Source organism: Acinetobacter bereziniae LMG 1003 = CIP 70.12 (assembly GCF_000368925.1).
GTDB lineage: Bacteria > Pseudomonadota > Gammaproteobacteria > Pseudomonadales > Moraxellaceae > Acinetobacter > Acinetobacter bereziniae.
This window is the reverse complement of sequence record NZ_KB849756.1, coordinates 1,813,615-1,839,381: the sequence shown is the minus strand read 5'-3', so window position 1 is coordinate 1,839,381 and position 25,767 is coordinate 1,813,615. Positions and strand designations below refer to the sequence as shown.

Annotated in this window: 21 protein-coding genes; 13 read left to right on the top strand and 8 right to left on the bottom strand. The window is 39.0% G+C overall.

Annotated features, from left to right (window positions below; translation table 11 throughout):
- Positions 1–8 precede the first annotated feature (8 nt).
- Positions 9–1,307 (bottom strand): ABC1 kinase family protein, encoded by a 1,299-nt coding sequence (locus F938_RS18520; RefSeq protein ID WP_005034200.1) that lies wholly within the window; start codon positions 1,305–1,307, stop codon positions 9–11.
- A gap of 199 nt (positions 1,308–1,506) precedes the next feature.
- Here F938_RS18520 and F938_RS18515 point away from each other — a divergent pair, with 199 nt between their 5' ends.
- Positions 1,507–1,722, top strand: a complete 216-nt coding sequence (locus F938_RS18515; protein WP_005034198.1) for a DUF1737 domain-containing protein — start codon at positions 1,507–1,509, stop codon at positions 1,720–1,722.
- A 163-nt stretch (positions 1,723–1,885) separates the two neighbouring features.
- Here F938_RS18515 and F938_RS18510 read toward each other — a convergent pair whose 3' ends face one another.
- Positions 1,886–3,241 carry an MATE family efflux transporter gene (locus tag F938_RS18510; protein ID WP_004825259.1) on the bottom strand — a complete coding sequence of 452 codons (1,356 nt, stop codon included), beginning with the start codon at positions 3,239–3,241 and terminating at the stop codon, positions 1,886–1,888.
- A 43-nt stretch (positions 3,242–3,284) separates the two neighbouring features.
- The gene (locus F938_RS18505) at positions 3,285–3,746 is read right to left on the bottom strand and encodes a DMT family transporter (RefSeq protein ID WP_005034196.1); all 462 of its coding nucleotides are present in this window, start codon (positions 3,744–3,746) and stop codon (positions 3,285–3,287) included.
- A 78-nt stretch (positions 3,747–3,824) separates the two neighbouring features.
- Between F938_RS18505 and hemW the strand changes: the two genes are divergently transcribed.
- From hemW to F938_RS18490, 3 genes are all read left to right on the top strand, one after another.
- Positions 3,825–5,021 carry a radical SAM family heme chaperone HemW gene (gene hemW, locus F938_RS18500; protein ID WP_005034189.1) on the top strand — a complete coding sequence of 399 codons (1,197 nt, stop codon included), beginning with the start codon at positions 3,825–3,827 and terminating at the stop codon, positions 5,019–5,021.
- Positions 5,022–5,109: 88 nt separating this feature from the next.
- On the top strand, positions 5,110–5,598 hold the full coding sequence (locus F938_RS18495; RefSeq protein ID WP_005034185.1) for a hypothetical protein: 489 nt from the start codon (positions 5,110–5,112) through the stop codon (positions 5,596–5,598).
- A 414-nt stretch (positions 5,599–6,012) separates the two neighbouring features.
- Positions 6,013–7,269, top strand: coding sequence for a transposase (locus tag F938_RS18490; protein WP_005034183.1), 1,257 nt, complete (start codon positions 6,013–6,015; stop codon positions 7,267–7,269).
- 482 nt (positions 7,270–7,751) lie between these two features.
- Here the strand turns inward: F938_RS18490 and F938_RS18485 are convergent, their stop codons facing one another.
- Complete coding sequence (locus F938_RS18485) at positions 7,752–9,575, bottom strand: acyl-CoA dehydrogenase C-terminal domain-containing protein (protein ID WP_004825249.1); 1,824 nt, start codon at positions 9,573–9,575, stop codon at positions 7,752–7,754.
- Positions 9,576–9,807: 232 nt separating this feature from the next.
- Between F938_RS18485 and F938_RS18480 the strand changes: the two genes are divergently transcribed.
- Complete coding sequence (locus F938_RS18480) at positions 9,808–12,207, top strand: hypothetical protein (RefSeq protein ID WP_005034181.1); 2,400 nt, start codon at positions 9,808–9,810, stop codon at positions 12,205–12,207.
- Between the two features lie 105 nt (positions 12,208–12,312).
- On the opposite strand, the gene aroE is transcribed toward F938_RS18480, so the two are convergent.
- From aroE to hemF, 3 genes are all read right to left on the bottom strand, one after another.
- The gene (gene aroE, locus F938_RS18475) at positions 12,313–13,101 is read right to left on the bottom strand and encodes a shikimate dehydrogenase (protein WP_005034179.1); all 789 of its coding nucleotides are present in this window, start codon (positions 13,099–13,101) and stop codon (positions 12,313–12,315) included.
- Positions 13,102–13,258: 157 nt separating this feature from the next.
- Entirely contained in the window at positions 13,259–13,465 is a 207-nt protein-coding gene (locus F938_RS23980; protein ID WP_004825243.1) for a hypothetical protein, read from the bottom strand.
- Between the two features lie 238 nt (positions 13,466–13,703).
- Positions 13,704–14,645, bottom strand: a complete 942-nt coding sequence (hemF, locus tag F938_RS18470; protein WP_005034177.1) for an oxygen-dependent coproporphyrinogen oxidase — start codon at positions 14,643–14,645, stop codon at positions 13,704–13,706.
- A gap of 276 nt (positions 14,646–14,921) precedes the next feature.
- Between hemF and hemN the strand changes: the two genes are divergently transcribed.
- Complete coding sequence (hemN, locus tag F938_RS18465) at positions 14,922–16,286, top strand: oxygen-independent coproporphyrinogen III oxidase (protein WP_005034174.1); 1,365 nt, start codon at positions 14,922–14,924, stop codon at positions 16,284–16,286.
- Between the two features lie 193 nt (positions 16,287–16,479).
- Here hemN and ribA read toward each other — a convergent pair whose 3' ends face one another.
- The gene (ribA, locus tag F938_RS18460) at positions 16,480–17,082 is read right to left on the bottom strand and encodes a GTP cyclohydrolase II (protein ID WP_010590772.1); all 603 of its coding nucleotides are present in this window, start codon (positions 17,080–17,082) and stop codon (positions 16,480–16,482) included.
- A 317-nt stretch (positions 17,083–17,399) separates the two neighbouring features.
- Between ribA and dxs the strand changes: the two genes are divergently transcribed.
- The 7 genes from dxs to mlaD all read left to right on the top strand — a co-directional run bounded on the left by dxs (position 17,400) and on the right by mlaD (position 25,754).
- The gene (dxs, locus tag F938_RS18455) at positions 17,400–19,304 is read left to right on the top strand and encodes a 1-deoxy-D-xylulose-5-phosphate synthase (protein WP_005034172.1); all 1,905 of its coding nucleotides are present in this window, start codon (positions 17,400–17,402) and stop codon (positions 19,302–19,304) included.
- 130 nt (positions 19,305–19,434) lie between these two features.
- Positions 19,435–20,265, top strand: a complete 831-nt coding sequence (locus F938_RS18450; RefSeq protein ID WP_004825232.1) for an inositol monophosphatase family protein — start codon at positions 19,435–19,437, stop codon at positions 20,263–20,265.
- Between the two features lie 250 nt (positions 20,266–20,515).
- Entirely contained in the window at positions 20,516–20,839 is a 324-nt protein-coding gene (locus F938_RS18445) for a hypothetical protein (protein ID WP_005034169.1), read from the top strand.
- Between the two features lie 346 nt (positions 20,840–21,185).
- Entirely contained in the window at positions 21,186–23,054 is a 1,869-nt protein-coding gene (locus F938_RS18440) for a DEAD/DEAH box helicase (RefSeq protein ID WP_005034166.1), read from the top strand.
- A 428-nt stretch (positions 23,055–23,482) separates the two neighbouring features.
- On the top strand, positions 23,483–24,301 hold the full coding sequence (locus F938_RS18435; protein WP_004825229.1) for an ABC transporter ATP-binding protein: 819 nt from the start codon (positions 23,483–23,485) through the stop codon (positions 24,299–24,301).
- Positions 24,298–25,077 (top strand): lipid asymmetry maintenance ABC transporter permease subunit MlaE, encoded by a 780-nt coding sequence (mlaE, locus tag F938_RS18430; RefSeq protein WP_004725633.1) that lies wholly within the window; start codon positions 24,298–24,300, stop codon positions 25,075–25,077. The genes F938_RS18435 and mlaE overlap by 4 nt, the downstream gene beginning before the upstream one ends.
- A complete protein-coding gene (gene mlaD, locus F938_RS18425) occupies positions 25,077–25,754 on the top strand; it encodes an outer membrane lipid asymmetry maintenance protein MlaD (RefSeq protein ID WP_005034163.1) in 678 nt (225 codons plus the stop codon). Before mlaE ends, mlaD begins: the two co-directional genes overlap by 1 nt.
- Positions 25,755–25,767 lie beyond the last annotated feature (13 nt).

Genomic DNA, 25,767 nt, shown 5'->3' with positions numbered 1-25,767 from the left:
ACCTTTTCTTAATCTTGCAGTGGAACCAATTCTTCGAAAAGATCATTCAAATTATCATGAACTTTCAGTTGAATCAGATTCCAGTATTGCCCTGAAATGGTACGATTTACCATTAAAGTATCTGGAGATGGCTTAAATACATCCCAGTATTTCAGAGATTTTTTCACCAATTTAATACCATCATGATGGGCTGAGTTTTCAGCAAAATCATAATGTGTCGTCAGTGGGCGTAATAAAACTTCGAGCCATGCTTGATAAAGCTCTTCAGGGAACTCGCTTTTTTCAGCCAATGCATCCAATGCGGTTAAATGCTCTTCAATGCTAGCAATATCTTGTTTTCTCGCAGCTCTGACTAAAGCTTTAAAATGGGTAATGATTTCATTGGATAAGGTTTTTACTCCACCAAAATCATAAATAATCACACTACCATCTTCACGGAAAGCAAAATTGCCTGGGTGTGGATCGCAATGGAAGCGTTTTAAGAAAAAGATCTGTTGACCCAGTGCTAGAATCAAACGACGACCAATTTCATTGCGAATATCTAAGTCCCAAGTGCTTGCAGTTTCAATACTTTCACCTTTTTCAAGGCTTAAGGTCAGGATTCGACGACTTGAGTATTCAGTAAAAACTTTTGGAATAATAATTTTGCTATCCAAAGCCTGATGGAAAGTTCGAAATACTTGTAAATTTTGTGCTTCGATTTCGTAATTCAATTCTTCATGCAGGCTGTCTTGAATTTCTTTAAATAAGCGGTCTTGTAATTTCTTATCAACTTTAAGTACCCCCATAAGACGTAATGCTAGGCGAACTTGTTTTAAATCACTTTCACAGGCTTCATCCACACCTGGGTACTGAACTTTAACCACCACTTCTGTGCCATTTTTCAAAGTTGCTTTATGTACCTGACCAATTGAGGCTGCGGCAAAAGGTTGCTCATCAAAATATAAAAAGGCTTGATCAATGGGTTTGCCAAGCTCTCGTTCGACTTGCTGCTTAATTTCAATAAAGGGCATTGCAGGTGCTTGGCGTTGTAATTTGGCAATGGCACGAGCAACTTCTGGCGGAAAAATATCTTTGTACTGAGAGGCGATTTGCCCAACTTTCATTACAGCACCTTTCATTTCACCTAAGGTGTCTGCGATTTGTACGCCAATATCTTGAAACAGCTTGCTGCGCGCTTCATTTTTCTGCTCTTCATCTGCATTGAAGTTACGAATTGAATTTGATACCGTTTTTGTCGCAATACTTGCAGTCATACTGGCAAGTTTCATAAAGCGGCGACCGGGTGTACTGGTACTTTTCGACATTCGTAATCATCCTTCAGTTTAGATTAGATGTTTCATTTATTTTGATCATAGGCGACTATTGTTAAACTGCCTACTCTAATTTGTTAAGCGTTTGTTTCTGCTTGGCTATTTTTGATATTTAAACTCGTTGGACAGTATAAGCCTGTTTTTGTGTATTTTGGATTAAAATGTTTTCACATATTCATATAGTTGTAGTTGGATGAAAGTTTATCGTTATTTAACGGGCAAAGATGATGTTCACTTTTGTGCAAGGGTGAGCAAAGCGCTTAACGAAGGTTATGCGTTATACGGCGCGCCAACCATGACGTTTAATGGTACGGATGTGATTGTTGGGCAAGCAATCATCAAAGAGGTTGCAGATGTATCGGAAATGTCTGAGAAATTTCAACATGCCTATCAGCTTCAATCTGAATAGATGGAAAAATTTAAGTTCATCATGAACTTTATATGATCTGGTCAAGTCACCTGAGGATTTAGACAGATGATGTATTGTTTAGATGATATAACTCAGTTTGAGTTGACTTGATTTAGAAAAAATAATGCTGCTAATAAAACAGCATTATTTAAAATTTTAATTATTAGTTTTGTGCTAAGCGTTTGTTATTGTTATATAAGCGCATAAGCAATAAGACGCAAGCAACCGTTAATCCAATAATTAAACCTGTCCAGACACCCGCCGCACCCATATCAGTATAACGTGCCAAATAGATTCCAATTGGAAAGGCGATGATCCAATAAGCCAGCATCGTGATCCACATGGGTCCTTTGGTATCCTGCATTCCACGTAAACAACCAGCAGCACTCACTTGCCAAGCATCCATGAGCTGATAGCCAATTGCAAATAGAATCAAATAAATGGCAGCTTGAGATACATCATAATCACGCGTATAAACAGAAACGATTTCTGGACGTAATAGCAACAGTAATAACATGGTGGTACAGGCAAATAAGGTACTGGTCATTAATCCAACTTTTTGCACTTTACGCATGGCGAACCAATTTTTTTCACCAAAATAGGTTCCTGTACGAATCGTCAGCGCCAAAGCGAGTGACATTGGGATCATAAACAGCTGAGAGGTGACGGATAAGGCAATTTGATGTGCGGCAACCGTAATCTCTCCCAATGGACTGAGCACAATTGCACCCGTACTAAAAATACTCACTTCAAAGAAAATCGCTAAACCAATCGGTAAACCCAGTTTAAGAATACGCTTGATGAGTACACTGTCCATTTTCTCAAATTTACTCAAGGGTTGAGTCGACTGATAACGCTTTGCTTTGAAAATATAAGTACTGATTGTAATGAACATGAGCCATTGCAATAATGCTGTGGCGAAACCGCACCCCGCGCTCCCTAGATGTGGAATCGGTCCAATACCATACATAAAAATAAAGTTGAGTGGAATTTGCACCACCAGTGCCACGAGGCTAATCACTGTGACAGGACGTGGATAACCTAAAGCTTCAGAATATCCTCGTAAAGTTGAATACATGGTAAAAGCCGGCATACCGAAAGCAATTGCATGTAAAAACAGGCTGGCTTTAGGAAGCAGAGACTCAGGCACACCAACAAGAGGCAAAAGCAATGGAATGATTTGCAAAACCATCATTCCAATCAAGCCAAGTAAGAAAGCAACCCATAACGATTGACGAACAATCGAAGGAATTTTTTCAGGCGTACGTGCGCCGTTGGCTTCAGCAACCAAAGGTGTTGTGGCAATCATGATACCGCTGAACAGCAACATCACTGGAATCCATAATCCAACCCCAACAGCAATTGCGGCGAGATCTTCGGCAGACATATGCCCAGCCATGATGGTATCAATCAATCCAAAGCCTGCGGCAGCAAATTGAGTGATCAAAATCGGCAGCATCAAATGAAAAAGTTGCTTTAATTCAAAGCGGGTAGTCGTGGCTTTTACTGATACAGACACAGGTAATACTCGTTTTAAATGTGCTTAAGAAAAAATAAACTGGTTAGCGTTGTAGAGTGAGAAGCACACCTATAAAAATCACCACGCCACCTATAAGACGTTGCCAGTTGACTGGCACTTTATCTGTACCCAATACACCAAAGTGATCAATGATCATTGATGTGGCGATCTGCCCGAAGATAATCAACCCTGAAAGGGTTAAGAAACCAAGTTTAGGGGCAGTATAAATACTAATACTAATGGCATAAACCCCAAGACAACCCCCTAGCCAGAGATACCAAGGAATCACAGCGAAACTGTGTAGTGTTGGTTTTTGTTCAGACTGGAAGATTACCAAAACTACGAGCAATAGTGTACCCACCAAAAAAGATAAAAGCGCGGCTTGTAAAGGGGAGTAAAGATATTCACGCAGTTGCGTATTGATGGCTGTTTGAAACGCCATAGCAATACCAATGCCCATGGTGAGTGGTAAAAGAAATAACAATTGACTGGATAATTTCATCATTCTTGTTCATCTACTTTTTATTGCGCATATCCAGTCTAAAGCAATTTGATGAGTTGTTCTAATCAGAAGCTAGAAGTCATGTTAAAATTAATTATTCTGTTAGTTGCTTTGAGCTTTTCTTTGACTGCTTTAATCCCTCAAAATATTCCATTATCGCTTTATATCCATATGCCGTGGTGTGTGCGTAAGTGTCCATATTGTGATTTTAATTCGCATGCTGTACCCGACGGAAAATTGTCTTTAGATTTGGAACAGGAATATCTACAGGCATTGGTTGAAGACTTTAAAACGCAAATTGAATTTGCCCAAGGGCGAGAAATTCATAGTGTGTTTATTGGTGGAGGAACGCCGTCACTTATTTCAGCTCAAGGTTATCAATGGTTATTTTCTCAATTAAAAGCCTTACTGCCTTTTGAGCAGGATTGTGAAATTACTTTAGAAGCCAATCCGGGAACAGTTGAACATGATCCTTTTGCAAGTTATTTAGCTGCAGGTATTAATCGATTATCCATAGGCGTGCAAAGTTTTAATACCGAACATTTAAAGAAATTAGGGCGTATTCATTCCAATGATGATGCTGTTTCAGCGATTCGAAATGCTCGAGAAGCAGGTTTTCAACGAGTGAATGTTGACTTGATGCATGGATTACCAGAACAGACCTTGGAACAGGCGTTATACGACTTAAAACTGGCTGTTGAAAATGGTGCGACACATATTTCCTGGTATCAATTAACCATTGAACCCAATACAGTTTTTTTCCGTACACAACCGATTTTGCCAGTCGATGATGTTTTAGAGGCGATACAGGAACAAGGTGAGCAATATCTAAAAGCCAGTGGTTTTATCAATTATGAGGTATCTGCTTGGCGTAAAGAGCAACCATCAGCGCATAATTTGAATTACTGGCAATTTGGTGATTATCTGGCAATTGGTGCAGGAGCACATGGCAAAGTTACTCAAACTGATGGTGTTTACCGCTATCAAAAGACCCGTTTGCCTAAAGACTATTTAGCCAAAGTGCCTGCTGAACATTTGCAGTTTAAACGTATCGAAGATGTTGAGATGCCGTTTGAATTTATGATGAATGCTTTGCGTTTAAATGATGGTGTCGTTGCTGAACTCTATACTGAACGTACAGGTTTGAATCTTGAGGATTTAAATGAGCGAATCAGCCCATTAAAACAGCGTCATTTAATGGTCAATGATGCAACACGCTTGTCCTGTACGGCGCAAGGGCATATATTTTTAAACTCTGTTTTAGAGGCATTTTTATAAATATATTGCTCAAAATAAACAGCAGGAGATATCCAGTTTTGTTATGCTGTGACTGAAAATAAATATTTTAAATCTTTAGGTTATAACAATGAATAAATATCTCATCAGTCTGTTTTTTACCCTAACAGCAATCTCAATTGCTCATGCGAAAAGTGCAGTTCCCCAGTTTCGTGATTATCCTGTGAAATCGGTATATACGGGTAAGACCGCCAAACTGGATATTTCTGATCCAAGAGCCAATATGTTTCGTACTCGACTGAGAGATGCTTTGAAAGAAAAACCAGATTTTGCTGGTGAATATGTCACCACCATGTGGGGATGTGGTGCAAGTTGTAGAATGTATTCTTTCGTCAATAAACGTACAGGGCAACTGTTAGCTGATGGTTTTGGGGGCGAGGCACGAACAGAAGATGTCATCGCAACACGTGCGAATAGTCGTTTATTGGTCACACAAGAAGAACATATGGATCAAAACTATGACGTGGAACAAGTGACTACACGTTTTTATGTGCTTGAAAAAAACGGCTTTAAATTGTTTAAAACCATCGTTGAACCCGTGTCAAAAAATCAAAAATAAGGCAAAACAAGAGATGATTTTTTGGATTCCTGCACAGAATTTTTTAAAAACTTAGCATTTATTTAACCTGAGTTCGATAAAAATCCTTGATGAAAGATGATACAGCCAAACCGCCTGATTATTCATACAAGTGATTTGGATGATTCATTTATTTTGTACTTTTTGAATCATTGATGGTCTTGCGATCGTGAGGCGACATGGATGTCGCCATGTTGAGCGGGGGTATGAGGATGTACCCCTCGCTCAAAGAAAGATTTTTGTCACTTTTCATCTCTGAAAAGTGAGGCATCGCCTCATATGCGCCGAGTTAAGAGTTAAAGCATTGGAAAACATTAATAAATTTGTGATGATGGTGTGGCAGATATTAACCTCTTACTGTGAATATTTACCAACAACCATCATTAAGTCACAATCATGAATGTATTTGAACAATTAATGCAAGCCCTTCCTACTCATTTTTCCGAACTCGCTTACCAACATGAAGCATTTCAACGCATTAGAAAAATCAAAAGCCCTGAAGAACTTTTTCAAATTATCATGTTGTATTGTGTACACGATTTATCATTGAAAAGCTGTGCAGGCGTGTTTGCTCAAACATATGGTCGTCTGTCCGATGATGCGATTAAAGAACGATTATGTAAGAGCATAAACTGGATTAAATCACTCATAATTCATATGTTTAAAATCACACACCGACAAAGTGACGACAGCTTACGTTTTGTAATCGTTGATAGTACAAGCATCCAAGAACGCGGTGCAGATGGAGCGACATATCGCTTACATACAGCAATGGACTTATGGAATTTATCTTTACTTGAAGTTGTACTCAGTACTCGTAAAGTCGCAGAAAGTTTACAACATCATAGGTTTGAGAAAGGAGATGTGGTGATTGCCGATCGTGGCTACAGTCGCACAAAAACCATCCTTCCTGTTGTTGATATGGGGGTAGAAATAGTGATTCGGTACAACCCAAATTCGATGCTGACTTATGAAAAAATAATAAAAAACGATCATATAGAGTTCAAACAAATAGATTGGCAAGAAAAATTAAATCAAAATTCTAATCAACCGCAAGTGATAGAAGCTTGGATGATAGGAGGAACGAAAACAGAGCAAAAATACTACAAAGTATATATTCATGCATTTCCTAGAAGTGAAGCAGACGCAGAGCAAGTACGTCGAAAAATTAAGAGGCAATCCAGTAAAAGGTGTGCAAAGAACCCACCAAAAGCGATCACATTGTATTTGGCTAATTGGATGTTGATCATCAGTACTTTGCCACCAACACGTCTTTCGGCAGAACAAATCAAGAATATTTACCAAGCACGTTGGCAGATTGAAATAGCATTTAAACGACTGAAAAGTATATTAAATATTGATAAGTTACGCGCTAAGAAAGGAAGTATGCTTGCAGAGGTTTATTTATTGGGTAAGTTACTCTATGCGGTCTTATTAGAAAAATTGATTGTGCAAAAATTTCCGCATACAACTTTATTTGAGTTTTGGAATGAACGTCCGTTAAGTCTTTGGCGACCACTCACTCTAATACAAAATCAAGTTAAAGCAGGTTTGATGGCATTGTTTCCGATGCGCTCTGAATTTACAGAGGATATACTTTATAGCCTGTCAGAACGCAGGCGAAAGCGGAAATTACAGTTTATGATCAAATGAATTTATGATGAAATTCAAATAATTGAAGAGTTATTATGGCTTAACTCGGCGCATATGAGGCATCGCCTACGCAAAAGAATTTAAACTTTAGCATTAAAGCGTGGCAGTGCAAGCTTTAGATCATCAAACAATCTATTGATCGCCTTCATTTTATTGATCAGAGCAATGAAACTATATTGATGGTGGCGCTTACGAAGCTCCGCTACTCATCCAAAATCGGATGAAAATCCAGAAAAAATCCACATAGATTTATTATTTTTCAATGAGTCGAAGATTTAATTGCATCGAATTCACGTTGTTTAGTATGTTTTAGTGCATGGTGGGTGACTAAAAATGCGAAAAAATCAGCTTTCTATTGTTATAAACAAGTAGAAAAGAGGATGAGTTATCGCATATTCCGGCAGAATTTCAATTAACTTTCCTTAAAAATACAAAAGAGCGCCGAAGCGCTCTTTCTATTTTTCTTAGCGAAAACCTACATATTAGTAGTCAAAACTAAAATGTTCAGCTTCAAGTGACATCATGGTCTTAGATGGGTTGACCATCGACTCAGCATGCCCTTGTGCACGCGGTAGCAATTGCTCAAAGTAGAAATCAGCAACTTTGATTTTTGCTTTATAGAACTCAGGAACTTCAGCACCATTTCCTGACGCCAATTTTTCAGAAGCCACGGCTGCTTGTTGTGCCCAGTAATAAGCCATCATTGCATAACCAGAGAACATCAAGAAATCTACAGAAGCAGAAGAAACGATGTCACGGTCTTTACGTGCTGCAAGCATGATACGAACAGTTAAAGCATTCCATTGCGCACAGATTTTAGTTAAATCCCATGCAAAGCGACGCATATATTTATTACGTGCATGTTGACCACAGAACTTCAAGATTTCAGCGGTGTATTCACGAACCACTTTACCTTTAGAAGAAAGCAATACTTTACGCCCGATCAAATCAAGTGCCTGTACGCCAGTTGTACCTTCATACAAGGTTGAAATACGTGCATCACGTGCAATTTGTTCCATGCCATGTTCTTTAATATAACCATGACCACCAAAGACTTGCATCCCGTGATTTGCAGCCTCTAAGCCCATTTCTGTTAAGAAGCCCTTGAGAATTGGCGTATAAAAACCAAGTTTATCGTCATATTCATCAAATTTTGCTTGATCACCTTGCGCCAAAGCATCAGTCATCTTATCAGCCAATTGAGCAGCATGATAAATCATTGAACGACCACCTTCAGCAATTGCCTTTTGGGTCAATAACATGCGACGAACATCAGCATGGTGAATAATTGCATCGGCAACTTTCTCTGGATCTTTTTTACCTGAAAGTGCACGCATAGACATACGATCTTTTGCATAAGGCAGTGCGCCTTGGAATGCTAACTCAGCATGTGCAAGACCTTGAACTGCAGTACCAATACGTGCAGTGTTCATGAAGGTAAACATGGCATGTAAGCCTCTGTTTACTTCACCGATCAAGTAACCTGTTGCAGCATCAAAGTTCAATACCGCAGTTGCTGACGCACGAATCCCCATTTTGTGTTCGATTGAACCACAAGTCACTGGGTTGCGTTCACCAATACCGCCATCTACCGTTGGGATAAATTTTGGTACGATAAATAATGAAATCCCTTTTGTGCCAGCAGGTGCATCTGGTAAGCGCGCAAGTACGATATGAATGATATTTTCAGTCAGATCATGTTCACCCGCAGAGATAAAGATTTTTGTACCAGTGATGGCATAAGTTCCATCTTCTTTTGGCTCTGCTTTGGTTTTAACTTGTCCTAAGTCTGTACCACATTGTGGTTCAGTCAAACACATCGTACCTGACCAAGTCCCAGCAGTAAGATGTGGCATGTAGGTTGCTTTTTGTTCATCCGTACCAAATTGCATGATGGTGTTCATACAGCCCATGCTTAAACCTGGGTACATCGTGAATGACCAGTTTGCAGTTCCCATCATTTCCGATTTAATCAGATTTAAAGACATTGGTAAGCCCTGACCACCAAACTCTTCTGGGTACGACAAACCTTGCCAACCACCTTGAACGAATTGATCGTAAGCTTCTTTAAATCCTTTTGGTGTAGTGACTTCACCTTCTTTAAAGTGGCAACCTTCTTCATCGCCAGACTGATTCAAAGGAGAGAGCACATTTTCACAAAAATCTGCTGCACCTTCTAAAATCATATCAATCGTATCAGCATCGGCATTTTCGCCAATTGATAATGTTTTATAGTGCCCAGAATAGTCAAAAACTTCGTTGATTAAAAAACGAATATCACGGAGCGGCGCTTTATATGCTGGCATGTATTTAATCCTAATTTAGAAATAGTTTTGGATATTCAATCGATAGTTTCATTATTCATAATCATATGAGAAATACATTGATAAGACTCTCTAAAAGAATTGTCAGAAATGCGAATTTGGTAGAAAAAGTACATGCGAATCTGTTGGTTTTTTGATAGTATTGAACAGTTTGTTTTTGTAGTTTCATTGCTATTTTTAGTATCTTTATAATATTGAAGTGAGTCAATCTCTCATGCATTTAAAAAAATTAACATTATGTCTTTTAGGTTTGAGTTTGTCGGCATGTTCAACACATGTGATTAAAAGTAATGCTTTAAATGCAGATCAAGACGCTCCTCAACGTGCAATTCAAGGGTTTAATGCGCTGTATGAATATCCTAATTTTGATTATCGTGGGCAATTTCAAGTTCATTTAGATCGCCCACAGAAAGATCAAAATCTAAAGTCTACGGATTCAAAGCAACTAGATCCTGCCATTGAAAAAAAGGTCAATCAGTATTTAAAAGATCAAAAAATTAAACTGACAGATATACAGAAAAAAGAACTTTATCAAGCGATTGCGAAACAGGATTCAAACTATATCAGTCGTTTTGTCGGCATGGGAGCAGATGTTGTTCAAAATATTGTCAATGATTTGCAAATTCGATACGACGGAACAGTGAATTATCGCCAAAAAATGGCATCGTTTAATTTAGAAACACAATACAAAAAGCCAAATTTATCTGTGGAAATGCGTATTCCTACAGTTTTGGATATGAATAATTATAAATTCTATACCCATATTTTTTCGATCATGCCTTATTTGGCAAATTCTCAAGATCAAGACAAATATGCGTATTATGATTTTTCAAAATATAAAGATGATATTAACAAGGTGAATGGCAAAGCCTTGATCGAGTTGCTTAAACAGTCGGGTGCAACTTCATATTTAATTGCCGCGCCTCATCAAATTCAAAATCTTGCAGTGAGTTCTGCGGACAAGCAAGCAGGAATCGTTGAAAAAATTCGCTTAAATACATCAGTAGAAGAAATGTTCTTACAAGGGCAATTATACTCTACAGTGAATCGTCAATATTTGATGAATTCAGTGTTTGGATTGAATCAATCTAATATTGCAAAAATCCTAGGACCGAGTAGCGACAGTCAGGTAAGTGATGAGGCTTATGAAGCTGCTCAGGAAGCGATGAAAGCTGCAGATGAAGCGGTAGCAGGCATCACATCGAGTGATGATAGTGCCAATGATGCATCAAGCGCAATGTATGAACTTTACAATGCCGTCAATCGTAAGTCTCATGAAAGTTTAGAGGAAGAAGTAGAAGCAGGGGATGCATCGCAAGCAGCATATGATGCGGAACAAGCAGCACGTGCTGCTGTAGAAGATGACGGAGACGATGCGACTGCTGATCAAGAGCGTGATTCTGAAAATGAGACTGTTGAAGCTGCAGCAGACGGCAATACGACAAAAATCTTAACTGAGCAACAATGTGAAGATTTGTCCAAAGCTAAAACAAATCCTCGTTTTGGTGATGTGGAGTATTGTCAATATCATTACGAAATAGACGTCTTAAAAGGTGAGCAACAAAAAGAATCCTCATCAGATACTGCGTTGAGAGAGAAAAATAAGACTGCATTGGTCAGCACATTTAATGGCTATGCGAAAGATCAGTTGGTCGATGCGCAACAATTTAAACAATTGTGGAATCAACATCTCACTGAGATTGAAAGCAGTTTGCCAGCTCCAGACAAACGTAACCCACTGATCGTTGATTTGTCATTGGACAATAAAGGACGAGCAGTTAAAGCAGATTATGATATGGGCTTAGATTTAGATACCTTAAATCGTAAGTTAAACATTAAAATGGACATGCAATTCCTTAATTATGGCAATGCAAGCAAGATTGATCAAAATGTTCTCAAACAGGCGAAACCTTTTAAAGAGATCTTTAAAGGCAGCATTATGCAACAAGCTGTAGGAGGCATTGCAGGTTCAGAACGTAGTGATGAGCAAAAATACTTAAGTTTAGATGAACGTTTAGCGCTATTGGCAGAACAAGTATTTACACAAACTGGGTCTTATGAAAAAACTTATAAAGCAGTGTTTATTGCAAAATTGACTGCGCAAAAACCTGAATTGATCAAGCAATATTCTGTTCAAGATTTACAAGAGATTGCTGCGATTTATGCATATGCATATTCTGATGAAGAGATCTACAATCCAAAAGGTCAGGCTTTAAAACAAATTCAAGCACTTCAGAAAAAGCATCATTTAGAAGATGATCATCAGTATGATGATGAACTTGGAAATGATGTAGATGAGATTGTTGCTAAAATCTGGAAAGCTAAACAAAGTACTTTAGAGGTGCAGGGTTTAGTTAAAAAATATAAAACAACCGAAGCTGTGTTTGCACAATATTACATGCAGAAGTTTGAAGCAGAAAATGAGATTGAAAAGTCTCAGCGTGGAGAGTTTATAAAAACAGCAAAAGTTTTAGCAAAATCTTATGTTGCATTTAAAAATAATAAGTTTAATGATCAAGTCGTATCGACATTGAATGTTGATTCTAATGAATTTATTGATTATGACTTATTCAAGCAAGCTTATCAGGCATTGAGTGATGCCAAGTTAAAGTAATTGTCTTGTAGCGATTGATAAAAAAGAACCTCAATAGAGGTTCTTTTTTTGATGCTTATTCTGTCCTAGATAAGCATTCTACAGAGCTTATACATCAGTATACATTCAGAGAAAATCTTTTAGATTTGGACGGACACCATTCCAGATATAAAATGCCTCTATTGCTTGCCCAACCAACATACCAAAACCTTCCGAGCTTGGAACTTGACGTGCTTTGGCTTGTTCAATAAAACTTGATGCTTTGCCATATGCCATTTCATATGCATGATTAAATGTTAATGTTTCAGGGAGTATAAGGGCGTCACCACTTAGGCTTGCTGAGGTCGCATTGATAACAAGATCAAATTGCCCCTGTAATGCTGTTAAGCTACAAGCCATCAGCTGTGCTTCAGGCACGCTGTCTGCTAAGTCTGCAACCAATTGTTCAGCACGAGCAAGTGTACGGTTGGCGATCACGATTTTTTTTACCCCTGCTTTTACCAACGGATAGATCACACCTCGAGTTGCACCTCCTGCACCAATAATCAGCAAGTCTGCATCCTTTAAGTCCCAATCCAAAGCTTTAATGGCATCGACCAGACCTTGACCATCTGTATTGTCTCCATGTAGCTCACCATTTTCCATCCATAGCGTGTTTACAGCTTTGGCAATTTTTGCGCGTTCAGTAAGTTGCGTGCACATGGCAAAAGCTTGTTCTTTAAAAGGAACTGTGACATTGATTCCTACGCCATTTTGAGAGAAAAACTCATGCACACTGCTTTCAAAACCATCTAGTGGGGCTAGACGTCTGCTGTAATTCAGATCAATACCTGTTTTCTTTGCAAAAGCATGATGTAACTCAGGAGAACGAGAATGTTCAATCGGATTGCCAATGACTGCGAATTGTTTGCTCATGTCCAATGTCCAAGTATTGATAATATTGATTTTTAAGGCGTGGCAACAATATACGGGAAAACGTTGAAGACAACAAAAAGTATCTTGGCGTACTTTGGGATTAAATCGTTATATTTTGATTGTTAAGATTTAAAAAAAAAGAGAAATTATTTTTGAATTATGGATTACATACAGATTCTAGAAAATCGAGAAAAATCATCGCAAAAACGACAACAAAACCAATCGATAAAACAACACTGGAAGTAATTGAAATACTATCCGATAAATCATTGGTAGAGATGATTGTGGTTGAAACAGAACACACCAGTAAAAACAGAATGCCTACTGAAAGTGTAAGTTTATGATTTTCTAATAAATTCCTCATATCAACCTCTCGCGTTAACTGCTATAATCTTCTGATATTCAATATAAATTTATCGAAAAAATTAAGGAAATTTTAAGTCTGCTATAGTAGCCGAGTTTAAGGTTAATTTAAATTAAAAAAGCTGCGTTATTGTGAATAATTCTCATCTTAATTGTGAGTAAATCTTTCAAAACTTATTTTGATGAAGCATAAAAAAGCTACCTCATGTGACTGGGTAGCTTTTTTTAATTGTTTTAGGTCATTTGAGTATAGATAACCAATCATGAGGTTTTAAATAATATTCGGTTAATTGTTTTTCTGGGCTCTGTTCGTCCCATTCAGGACGATAAGACCATGCCGCAAGCGGTGGCATACTGACTAAAATAGATTCAATGCGCCCCCCCGTTTGTAAACCAAATAAAGTGCCTCGGTCATAGACGAGGTTGTACTCAACATAACGACCACGACGATACAACTGGAAATCTCGTTGGGCTTCGGTATAGGGTTTATCTTGATTGCGTTGAAAAATAGGCAAGATGGCTTTTAAATAACCGTTACCCACAGCTTGCATATATTCAAAGCATTTTTCAAAATCCCACTGATTTAAATCATCAAAAAACAAGCCACCAACACCACGTTGTTCATCTCGATGTTTTAAATAGAAATAATCATCACACCATTGCTTATGTTCTGTATAGACTTCTTCTCCAAAGGGTTTGCATAAATCAAATGCGCTTTGATGCCAACTCAATACGTCTTCTTGATTGGGATAAAATGGTGTCAGATCAAAACCACCTCCAAACCACCAAATTGGCTCTTGACCTTCGGGTTCAGCGACGAATAAGCGAACATTGGCATGAGAGGTCGGAACATTTGGATTTTTGGGATGAATCACCAAGGATACGCCTAATGCTTGAGCTTTAGCTCCTGCTATAGCAGGATGGCGCTCAGTCGCAGAAGCAGGTAGTTTTGAAATATTGATGTGTGAGAACATCACACCACCTTTTTCGATTACTGTCCCATTCTGTAAAACGCGGGAACGACCACCGCCACCCTCAGGTCGTTGCCAGTCATCTACTTCAAATTTTGCAGTCCCTTGACCTAATTGTTCTTGTTGTTCCAAAGCTGAACAAATTCGCGCTTGTAAATCGACAAGAAACGTACGAACACGTTGAATATCTTCAGAGGTTGGGTTTTGCATGACGATCCTCAAAGGCGCACAAAATGATTTTATACATCAAAGCATAAAACCATTAAAAAAGAAAACCATTGAAAAAAGAAGATGTTTTTTTGAATACTTTTGCTACTGGATTCAATGCATAAGAATATTATTGACTGTTTCAAGTCTTTTACAAAAAATCCCGAGCAATTCGCTAGGTTGAAATCTATGTTTAAGCTCAGCACAATGGATTGAGGATAGAGGCACTCGTGTGCATTTATAGGTTTGTAAATCTTAATATGGTACTGAGCAGTAAATATGAGTTGTTCTTTAATTCAGAAATATAATGTGGCTGGTCCACGTTATACCAGTTATCCAACAGTTCCGTATTGGGATGAAAGTTCTTTTTCATTGCAACAATGGAAACAGACCCTAAAGCGTTCTTTTGACGAGTCTAATCAAAGTGAGGGCATTAGCTTATATATCCATTTACCGTTTTGTGAGAGTTTATGTACTTTCTGTGGATGTCATAAGAAAGTGACCAAACGGCATGAAATGGAGCAACCTTATATCCAAGCCGTTTTAAAAGAGTGGGATTTGTATTGTCAATTACTTCAAGAAAAACCCATCATTAAAGAAATTCATTTGGGTGGTGGTACACCGACTTTTTTTTCAATAGAGCATTTACAACAGCTTATTCAAGGTGTCTTAGCCAAAGCTGATATTGCGAAAGACTATGAATTTAGTTTTGAGGGACATCCAAATAATACAACACGTGCGCATTTGCAAGCATTGTATGATCTCGGATTCCGCCGCGTAAGCTATGGTGTGCAAGACTATAACGATACTGTTCAAAAAGCCATTCACCGTATTCAACCTTTTGAGCAGGTTGCCAATGTCACACAGTGGGCGCGTGAGATTGGCTATCGTTCAATTTCACATGATCTGGTTTTTGGTTTGCCTTTTCAAAATCTAAATGATGTTTTGAAAACAATTGATTTAACCAACAGTCTTATGCCAGATCGTTTGGCTTTTTATAGCTATGCGCATGTACCTTGGATTAAGGGGAATGGACAGCGTGGTTTTAAAGATCAAGATGTTCCAAAAGATGATGTGAAGCGAACCTTGTATGAAGCGGGTAAAAAGCAACTCTTAGCGCATGGTTATCATGAAATGGGCATGGATCATTTTGCCTTAGCACAAGATGGTATGTATCAATCTTTTCAGGCGGGTACACTGCATCGCAACTTTATGGGCTATACATCGTCAAAAACACAACTCATGATTGGTCTTGGAATATCTTCGATCAGTGATAGCTGGTATAGCTTTGCTCAGAATGAAAAAGACCTGGAAGCATACTATGCGTGTCTAGACCGTGATGAAATTCCTGTCGTAAAAGGTCATGTACTGAGTGCTGAAGACTTGAAAATTCGTCAGCATATTTTAAATTTAATGTGTACTTTTCAGACATCATGGGCTGAGCCGTCTATGGATTTCACAGAACGAGCTCAGGTTATCGAGCAACTTATCGAGATGCAACAGGATGGTTTGCTGACAATTGAAACAGATCGAATTGTGATTACTGAACAAGGCAAGCCTTTTGTTCGTAATATTTGTATGGCTTTTGATTTGCATTTAAAACGAAGAAAGCCTGAAACACAGATTTTCTCAATGACAATTTGATGAAAACTTAATGCCTTTGTTTTAATCATTCTCAATCTTTATGATGGCTCTATTCTGAGCTAAAACATCCTGAGCTAAAACGGCTTTAAACGTTAGAGGAGGTATAGTGCATACCTCCGACTATTAAGCAGACGATGGTTTTTATCACTGCGTTTAGCAATTTCTCAAAAACATACTTGCAACGAATCAGTGATTAAAAATCATCTTTCTCATACATATGAGACATACGATCGTGTTTGGTTTTTAAATAATCTTCATTGAATTTATTTAAGCCAACAGTTAAAGGAACACGATCAACAACGTCTATACCCAAATCTGTTAGCGCTTTTAGTTTTAACGGATTATTGGTGATTAACTTGACTTGTTTAACCTGTAAATGATCCAACATGATGCTACACATGTCATATTGGCGAGCATCAGCAGGGAGGTTTAACAATAAATTGGCATCTACAGTATCATGACCTTGGTCTTGTAAAGCATATGCACGAATTTTATTGGTTAAACCAATTCCGCGACCTTCTTGGCGTAAATATAAAATTACACCTTGACCTGCCTCATTCATCATTTTCATGGTGTTATGTAACTGTGGACCACAGTCACATTTCAATGAGCCAAATGCATCACCAGTTAAGCATTCGGAATGAATGCGAACTAAAACAGGATGTGTGGGAGCGATTTCTAAACCCTTAGAAAGAGCAACATGCTCTTCGCCTGTCAACGGATCTTGAAATACAGAAATTTTAAAATCACCATAAGCGGTGGGTAATTTTGAAGTGGCAACAAACTCTATTGACACAGAATCTTCCATCTATTTGTTTAGAAATTAGCTAAAGTATAGCGTAATGCTTGGACATTGGTAGAATTGAAAAGCATGTTTTTATAGATAACTTTGCGATAAAAAATTCTTTTTTGTATAAAGCGCACGATAATAGTTGATATATAGATAGATTATTCATGATAATTGACACCAAGAGCACACTTGCTGACTTGGAAGTCTCCAATGACGCATCATTATAAATGTGGCTGATCGAATGTGATATGATTTGTTTTCACAATCATGCTAACCCGTGTACCTAGCTTAGATTTGCCAGGCTTTAGAAGGCTTTGCCACATATGTTGTATACCGAAATACCTAATCAACGTCCTGTTACGCCATTGTTGGATGAAGTAGACCATCCTCAACAATTACGTCAGCTTGAGCAAAGCCAATTGGTGCAGGTCGCAGACGAATTGCGTCAATTCATTTTGTATGCTGCTGGACAAAGTGGCGGGCATTTTGGGGCAAACCTCGGCGTTATTGAACTCACTGTCGCTTTACATTATTGCTTTGAAACACCTAAAGATCGTCTAGTTTGGGATGTGGGGCATCAAGCTTACCCACACAAAGCATTGACTGGTCGTCGTGAACAATTAACCACGATTCGTTCCAAAAATGGTTTGGCTGCTTTCCCTGCACGAGAAGAATCAGAGTTTGACACTTTTGGTGTTGGTCACTCTTCAACTGCGATTTCAGCGGGCTTAGGTATGGCGTTAGCACGTCGTTATCAAAAAGATCCTTGTGAAGTCGTGGCGATTGTGGGGGATGGTGCGATGACGGCAGGTATGGCTTTTGAAGCCATGAATGATGCTGTTGCACACAATGCTGATTTGATTGTGGTACTGAATGACAATGATATGTCTATTTCGTGTAGCACAGGCGGTTTTGCAAAGCATTTGGCTGCAATTTGGGAACAAGGGCAATTCATCAATATTGATGAAGAGGGGCAAGCTTTTGTTCAAGACTGTCCAGAGTGGGACTACAATTCTCGTTTACACCAGTCAGCAACAGATGCAGCCGATAATTTATTTAAAGCAATTGGCTTTGATTATTTTGGTCCATTTGATGGTCACGATGTTGAGCAGTTGGTACAAGTATTCAATGCATTGAAAAAACGTAAAGGTCCACGTTTAATCCATGTATATACGGTAAAAGGTAAAGGTTTTGCACCTGCCGAAGCTGATCAAATCAAATATCATGCGATCGGTAAAACGCATGCTTCGCCTGCTAAAAATTCAGCGCCGAAATATTCAGATGTATTTGGGCAATGGTTATGTGATGAAGCCAAACAAGATCAACGATTGTTAGCGATCACACCAGCGATGTGTGAAGGTTCGGGGATGGTGCAGTTTGCCAAACAATTCCCAGAACGCTACTTTGATGTCGCGATTGCAGAGCAACATGCAGTCACTTTAGCAGCAGGTATGGCTTGTGAAGGCTTAAAACCTGTTGTTGCAATTTATTCGACCTTCTTGCAACGTGGTTATGATCAATTGATACATGATGTTGCTTTGCAAAATCTCGATGTAACCTTTGGTATTGATCGTGCGGGATTGGTTGGAGAAGATGGACCGACTCATGCTGGCGCTTATGATTATGCTTATATGCGTACAGTACCGAATATGGTGATCATGGCACCAAAAGACGAAAACGAATGTCGTCAGATGTTGCACACTGCCTATTTATATCCAGGTCCTACGGCTGTGCGTTATCCACGAGGAAATGGTTTAGGGGTTGAAATCCAGCAACAACTGACTGAGCTTGAAATTGGTCAAGCCGAATTATTATTAGAACTCAATACTGAACATGATGAAGGTATGAGTATTTTAGCATTTGGTAGTCGTGTCCAGCCTGCCTTGGAGGCAGCTAAACAGCTTGCTCAACAACTGGATATTGCCGTTCGTGTGGTGAATATGCGTTTTGTTAAACCACTAGATGAGCAGATCATTCGTGATTTGGTGGATAAAACCAGTTTATTTGTTACCGTGGAAGAACACGCTGTCATGGCAGGTGCAGGAAGTGCGGTGAATGAATTTTTAGCACATGCTCAAATCATAAAACCGATTTTAAACTTAGGTTTACCTGATGAGTTTCTGGCTCAAGCAACTCATACTGAAATGCTTCAAGACTGTGGTCTAGATGCGGATGGCATCAAAAACTCAATTCAGCAGACATGGTTGAAACTTGTTCAACATGTTTAAATGACTGTAAAAACTCAATATGTAAAATTTTAGAAACAAAATTTCCCAAAAAGCGCAGATATTTGTTAAAATGCCTGCGCTTTTATGCATTATTCTTTATCAGTATCTTCAAATTTGTAGTGGGTGTTCAATGGAACCTATGGTGGTGATGGCTGCGCGTGCGGCTCAATTAGTTGGTCAAGAGCTTTTAAAAGCGCATCAAAATCGTCATAAACTCGATCTACAAGTCGAAGAAAAAGGGATTGATGGTCCTGTGACTCGTGTAGACCGTTACATTGAGCAACTTACCATTGATACACTTCGTAAAAGTTATAAAAATCACAGCTTCCTTGGTGAAGAATTTGGTCTACAAGAAGGTAAAGGTCACGATGCCGATTGGTGTTGGGTGATCGATCCACTTGATGGCACTTTAAACTTTATCAATGGTTTTCCACATTTCTGTGTATCTATTGCAGTTCAACATAAAGGTGTAACTCAACACGGTGTTATTTATGACCCTGTAAAAGATGAGTTATTCTCAGCAAGCCGTGGTCGCGGTGCTATGTTGAATCAACGCCGTATTCGCGTAAATGTTAAAGACAGCCTTGAAAATACTTTTGTTGGTGTAGGACATGCTTATCGTGCAAAACGTAACGGTGAAATTGTTTCTTATGCAAAAAATCACTTTGAATCTTTGTTAAATGTCACTGAAGCTGGCGCACAATATCGTCGTGCAGGTTCTGCTGCATTAGATTTGGCTTATGTTGCTGCTGGTCGTTTAGATGCTTATTTTGAACTTGGTTTAAAGCCTTGGGATATTGCGGCAGGTGAATTGATTGTGAAAGAAGCGGGCGGTACAGTTGTTGATGCTCGTGGTGGTTCAGAATCAATGGAAAATGGTCAAGTTATCGCTTGTTCTATGAAGTTGTTAAAACCATTGATGCAACAAGTTGTTCCAGCATGGGGCGAAGCTGCGAAATAATTTTTAATTATTTGTGTAGATTGAGTTTTAAAAAGCCTTCATGTGAATGAAGGCTTTTTTATGTTATTTTTAAAACACAAGTTAAAGCAAAAAACACTGCTTTTCCTTGTTTTTTTATTTGTTTCTGCATGGATATTGATAGAGATATTATATGTTGTAATTGAATAAGAAATATTGGGTTTAAAGCTTTTATTGAGAGAACAAAGAAAAATATATTACTCATAACAGGTGTTGAGACAATCTAAACCTTATGAAAACAATTTATCAAAATGAAAAATTCAGTATAGAAACACATCATCAAATTCCCAACAATGATATTACTCAGCAAAACATAGATTTTTGGATTAAAACAGAAGGTAAAAGTTATTGGGGGAGTGCAACAACGATTGCAAATATCCAATATTTAATTCAAAGATACAGTCAAACAGGTGAGAATTCTTTTGGTGCATTTTATTGGCAAGCAAATACCATAATCATTCATGAGTTCACTGTTGATAGTTTGGTTGCTAGTGTTAAAAGTCTGATTGAGGATAGCCACGACAATTTAGGTGATATTTTTTATTTAATTATATAAAGAGCCACAGTAAGTGAATGATACAGGAAAAAACAATAAAACTTCGTGACATTATTATAAATTCTGCTATACTCCGCGCACGCACTAAATTTCGTTCATTACCTGAACATTCTCTTCTATATTGTGTATGCGCGTCCGGTCCAAAGAGAGGACAATATTTCGCGCCCCACCCAATCGCTTAAGCGATTCCTTCAGGTTGCGGCTGTTATCAAATGTGCGTTATACGCATCGTCGTTCTCGGATCGCCGCTGATTCTATATTTTCAGCGATTATTGCTGTGCCGCTTTTTGCCGATGTCCATCAGACCATATATTAATGGAGCACCCACATTAGGGTGAATATCTCTATGAGCAAAACTTTTGCTGAATTTTCATTAGACGAGTCGCTACAGAAAGCACTCGAGAGTCTTGGTTTTACTACACCGACTCCTGTTCAAGAATTATCTATCCCAGCGGCTTTAGAAGGCAAAGACCTTTTAGTATCAAGCCAAACTGGTTCTGGTAAAACTGCTGCATTCTTACTCCCAACGTTAAATGCTTTAGCTGGTCAAGATACATTTGTACCATTTAAAGAACGTATGAAAGCAGTCACTCAACCGAATATTTTGGTGATTTCACCTACTCGCGAACTTGCACAACAAGTATGTCAAGATGCGATTGCATTTGTACGTCACATGAAAGGTGTACGTGTTGCTGCGATTATGGGTGGTATGCCTTTTGGTAAGCAAATCCAACAATTAAAAGGTGCACAAGTTGTTGTTGCAACTCCAGGTCGTTTACTTGACCTTGTGAACCGTCGTCAAATCAAACTTGATTCAGTTGATGCTTTGATTGTAGATGAAGCTGACCGTATGCTTGATTTAGGTTTCTCTGAAGACCTAGAAGCAATTAGTGATTTGGCTTTAAATCGTAAACAAACATTAATGTTCTCTGCAACATTTGCACCACGTATCATTAACCTTGCTGAACGCATGATGAATGATCCAGAACGTATTGCAATTGAAACAGGTCATTCTACCAATACCGACATTACCCAAACCTTACATTGGACTGATGGTTTTGAGCATAAGAAAAAATTGCTTACCCATTGGTTAAATGAAGAAGACGTCGATCAAGCAGTTGTATTCGCATCAACTCAAGAAGATACAGATATGTTGGCTGAAGAGCTTGCAGAAGCGGGTCTTTCTGTTGTTGCGCTTCATGGTGCTATGCCACAAACTGTACGTAATCGTCGTTTACGTAGTATCCGTGAAGGTCGTGCAAAAATCCTTGTTGCTACAGATGTAGCAGCACGTGGTCTTGACGTACCAACAATCTCACACGTAATTAACTTTGGTCTTCCAATGAAGAACGAAGATTATGTACACCGTATCGGTCGTACAGGTCGTGCAGGTCGTACAGGTAAAGCAATCACTTTAGCGACTTACCGTGAGCGCGGAAAAATTCGTGCTTTAGAAGATTATTTGGAAGCGCGTTTAAGTGTTTCTGAAATCGAAGGTTTAGAGCCATCTCCACCTCCTGCACGTGGTGGTCGTGATGGTGGTCGTGGTCGTAACGGCGGTGGTCGTCGTGATGGCGGTCGTGGTGGTTTCGGTGGCGGACGTCGTTTTGAAGGTGAATCAAACTTCAAACGTCGTGAAGGCGGTGATGATCGTCCACGTCGTAGCTTCGATGACAAACCTCGTGGTGATCGTCCATCTTATGGCGAAGATCGTCCTAAGCGTTCTTTCGGTGGTGAAGACCGTCCACGTCGCGAATTTAATTCGGATCGCCCACGTCGTGAAGGTAGTTTTGAAGACCGTCCTAAGCGTTCTTTCGGTGGTGAAGATCGTCCACGTCGCGAATTTAATTCAGATCGTCCACGCCGTGAAGGTGGCTTCGGAGATCGTCCACGTCGTGAAGGTGGTTTTAATGATAAACCGCGTTTCAATGATGACAACCGTGGCAACAGTGTAGATTATAAACCACGTCGTGAAGGTAGCTTCGGTGACCGTCCTAAACGTTCTTTTGGTGAAGATCGTCCACGTCGTGAATTTAACTCAGATCGTCCACGCCGTGAAGGTGGTTTTGAAGACCGTCCTAAACGTTCTTTTGGTGGTGAAGATCGTCCAAAACGTGAGTTTAATTCAGACCGTCCTAAACGTTCTTTTGGCGGTGAAGATCGTCCAAAGCGTGAATTTAACTCAGACCGTCCACGTCGTAAATTCAATGACTAATTAAGCCTTTGCAATAAAAAACCAGCCATTCGGCTGGTTTTTTATTGCAAGTTGAAAAGTATTTGGTAAAATAAAATGTGATGCAGTTCAATTTATTTAATGAAACAGTTAGGTTGTTCTATTCTGTGAGATATTGAGTCTGAAATGAAGGCGATGAGTTTTTTTGAGGCAATTATGTTATACATGTTTTCAGCTTTATTGATTTCCAATGTAGGTTATTTCTTTTATAGCTTCATTTTCAAATAAGCTGGCGTTGTACAATTAAAACACTGCAATTTAGAAGTAAAAAAACAATGCATTTGATTTAAATGATATTATTTAAACAATACATATGAGTTTAAAGCCGTAGTTTTATCTTTTAATTACAAAAAATACAGATATTTCAGAGTATAGTATCTGAGCTGGTAAATGCAGGAAAATGTTCAGCTATGAATAAGCAAAGCCATTCCGAAGCTGAAGCTTTAATTGAAGTCAAAAATTTAAGTTTTAACCGTGGTGAGCGTGTAATTTACGACAACGTGGATTTAAAAATTCGTCGTGGGCAAATTACTGCAATCATGGGTCCATCAGGTACGGGTAAGACGACCTTATTGCGTTTGATTGGTGGTCAGCTAAGCCCTGATGAGGGGCAAGTATTACTTGATGGAAAAAACATTGCGTCAATGTCACGTAGTGAGCTTTTTTCTGCTCGCGCACGTATGGGGATGCTTTTCCAAAGTGGTGCATTATTTACAGATATGACGGTCTATGAAAATGTCGCATTTCCAATTCGCGCACATACACATTTACCCGAAAATTTAATTGCAGAATTAGTCGCGCTTAAACTAGAGTCAGTCGGTTTGCGTGGTGCTGAAAAACTTATGCCTGCTGAGCTTTCAGGTGGGATGAATCGACGTGTTGCTCTGGCACGCGCCATTGCGCTTGATCCAGATTTGATCATGTATGATGAACCTTTTGCCGGACAAGATCCGATTGTGATGGGCGTTTTAACGCGTTTAATTCGTTCATTACGAGAAGCACTAGATCTCACCACGATTATTGTTTCACATGATGTGGATGAAACATTGTCTATCGCTGACTATATTTATGTGGTGGCAGAAGGCAAAGTACAAGGTGAAGGCACGCCTGAGCAATTAAAACAACATGCTTCTCCATTTGTGCAGCAATTTTTAACAGGATCTGTTGAAGGACCTGTGGATTATCAATTTAGCCATCAAGCTTATTTAAGCAATGAGGTGAGTTCATGAATGCTATTGCCTTATTAGGTAGACGCGTTCTAGAACGTGTTCAAGGCATTGGTGTAGCAATGCTGATGTTGTTGCGAATCTTATTTTCGCTTCCCACAATACTGGGCGTAAAGCTGTTCATTTATCAAATGTATCGTGTCGGTGTTTTATCTTTGTTGATTATTGCTGTATCTGGTTTATTTATCGGTGCAGTTCTAGGTCTACAGATGTATAACATTTTGGTGACTTTTGGTAGTGAGGCGATGTTAGGCGCTGCTGTAGCTTTGACGTTGTTGCGTGAGCTTGCACCCGTGGTCGCTGCCTTACTTTTTGCAGGTCGTGCAGGTTCTGCTTTGACTGCTGAAATAGGCTTGATGAAAGCTACAGAACAATTATCCAGTATGGAAATGATCGGTGTTGATCCTTTGAAACGTGTAATTTCACCACGTTTATGGGCAGGTATTGTGAGTTTACCAATGCTTTCTGTCATTTTCGCCGCAATCGGCATTATGGGCGGGAAAATGGTTGGTGTGGATTTTCTAGGTGCAGACGAAGGTTCGTATTGGAGTGGCATTTTAAGCAGCACCCAGTTTATGAAAGATGTCTTTAACGGCACCATCATCAAAAGTTTAGTCTTTGCTTTAATTTGTACTTGGATTGCGGTGTATCAAGGCTATGCCTGTGAACCAACATCTGAGGGAATCGCAACATCTACAACACGTACTGTTGTGTATTCATCACTATGTGTTTTAGGTTTTGATTTCGTGTTGACTGCGGTCATGTTCGGAGGTGTTTAATGAAATCACGTACTAGTGAGTTGACCGTAGGTGTTTTTGTCATCATCTTTGGTATCGCTCTATTCTTTTTAGCAATGAAAGTGAGTGGCTTGGTCGGCACAAACTTAAAAGACAGTTATGAAATGACTGCAACATTTGACAATGTGAATGGTTTAAAACCACGTGCAAAAGTTACAATGAGTGGTGTTAAAATTGGTCAAGTTGATGCAATTACACTTGATCCAGTGACCCGTCAAGCGACAGTTAAATTTGATTTAGATGGTTCATTGACGACGTTTAATGCTGAGCAGCTGAAAAAAGTCAAAGAAAATGCTTTAGGTGATTTGCATTACAGTGCAGATTATCAGGCAGCTACGCCTGAGAAACAAAAAGAAATGGAAACACAACTTTTAAGTAACATGAAATCCATCACAAATATTGATGAAGATGCTTACATAATGGTCGCAACCAATGGTCTTTTAGGCGAAAAATATTTGAAAATCGTTTCTGGTGGCGGCATTAACTATATTAAACGCGGTGAAAGTATTGCCAATACACAAGGTACGATGGATCTAGAAGATTTGATTACCAAATTTATTACGGGTGGTGCTGGAAAGACATCGACTGGCGCATCAGATGCTAAAGACACATCTGCATCCACTGAAACAACTGATGCTCAAACTTCATTCGTTGAATAAGCATTAGAGGAGT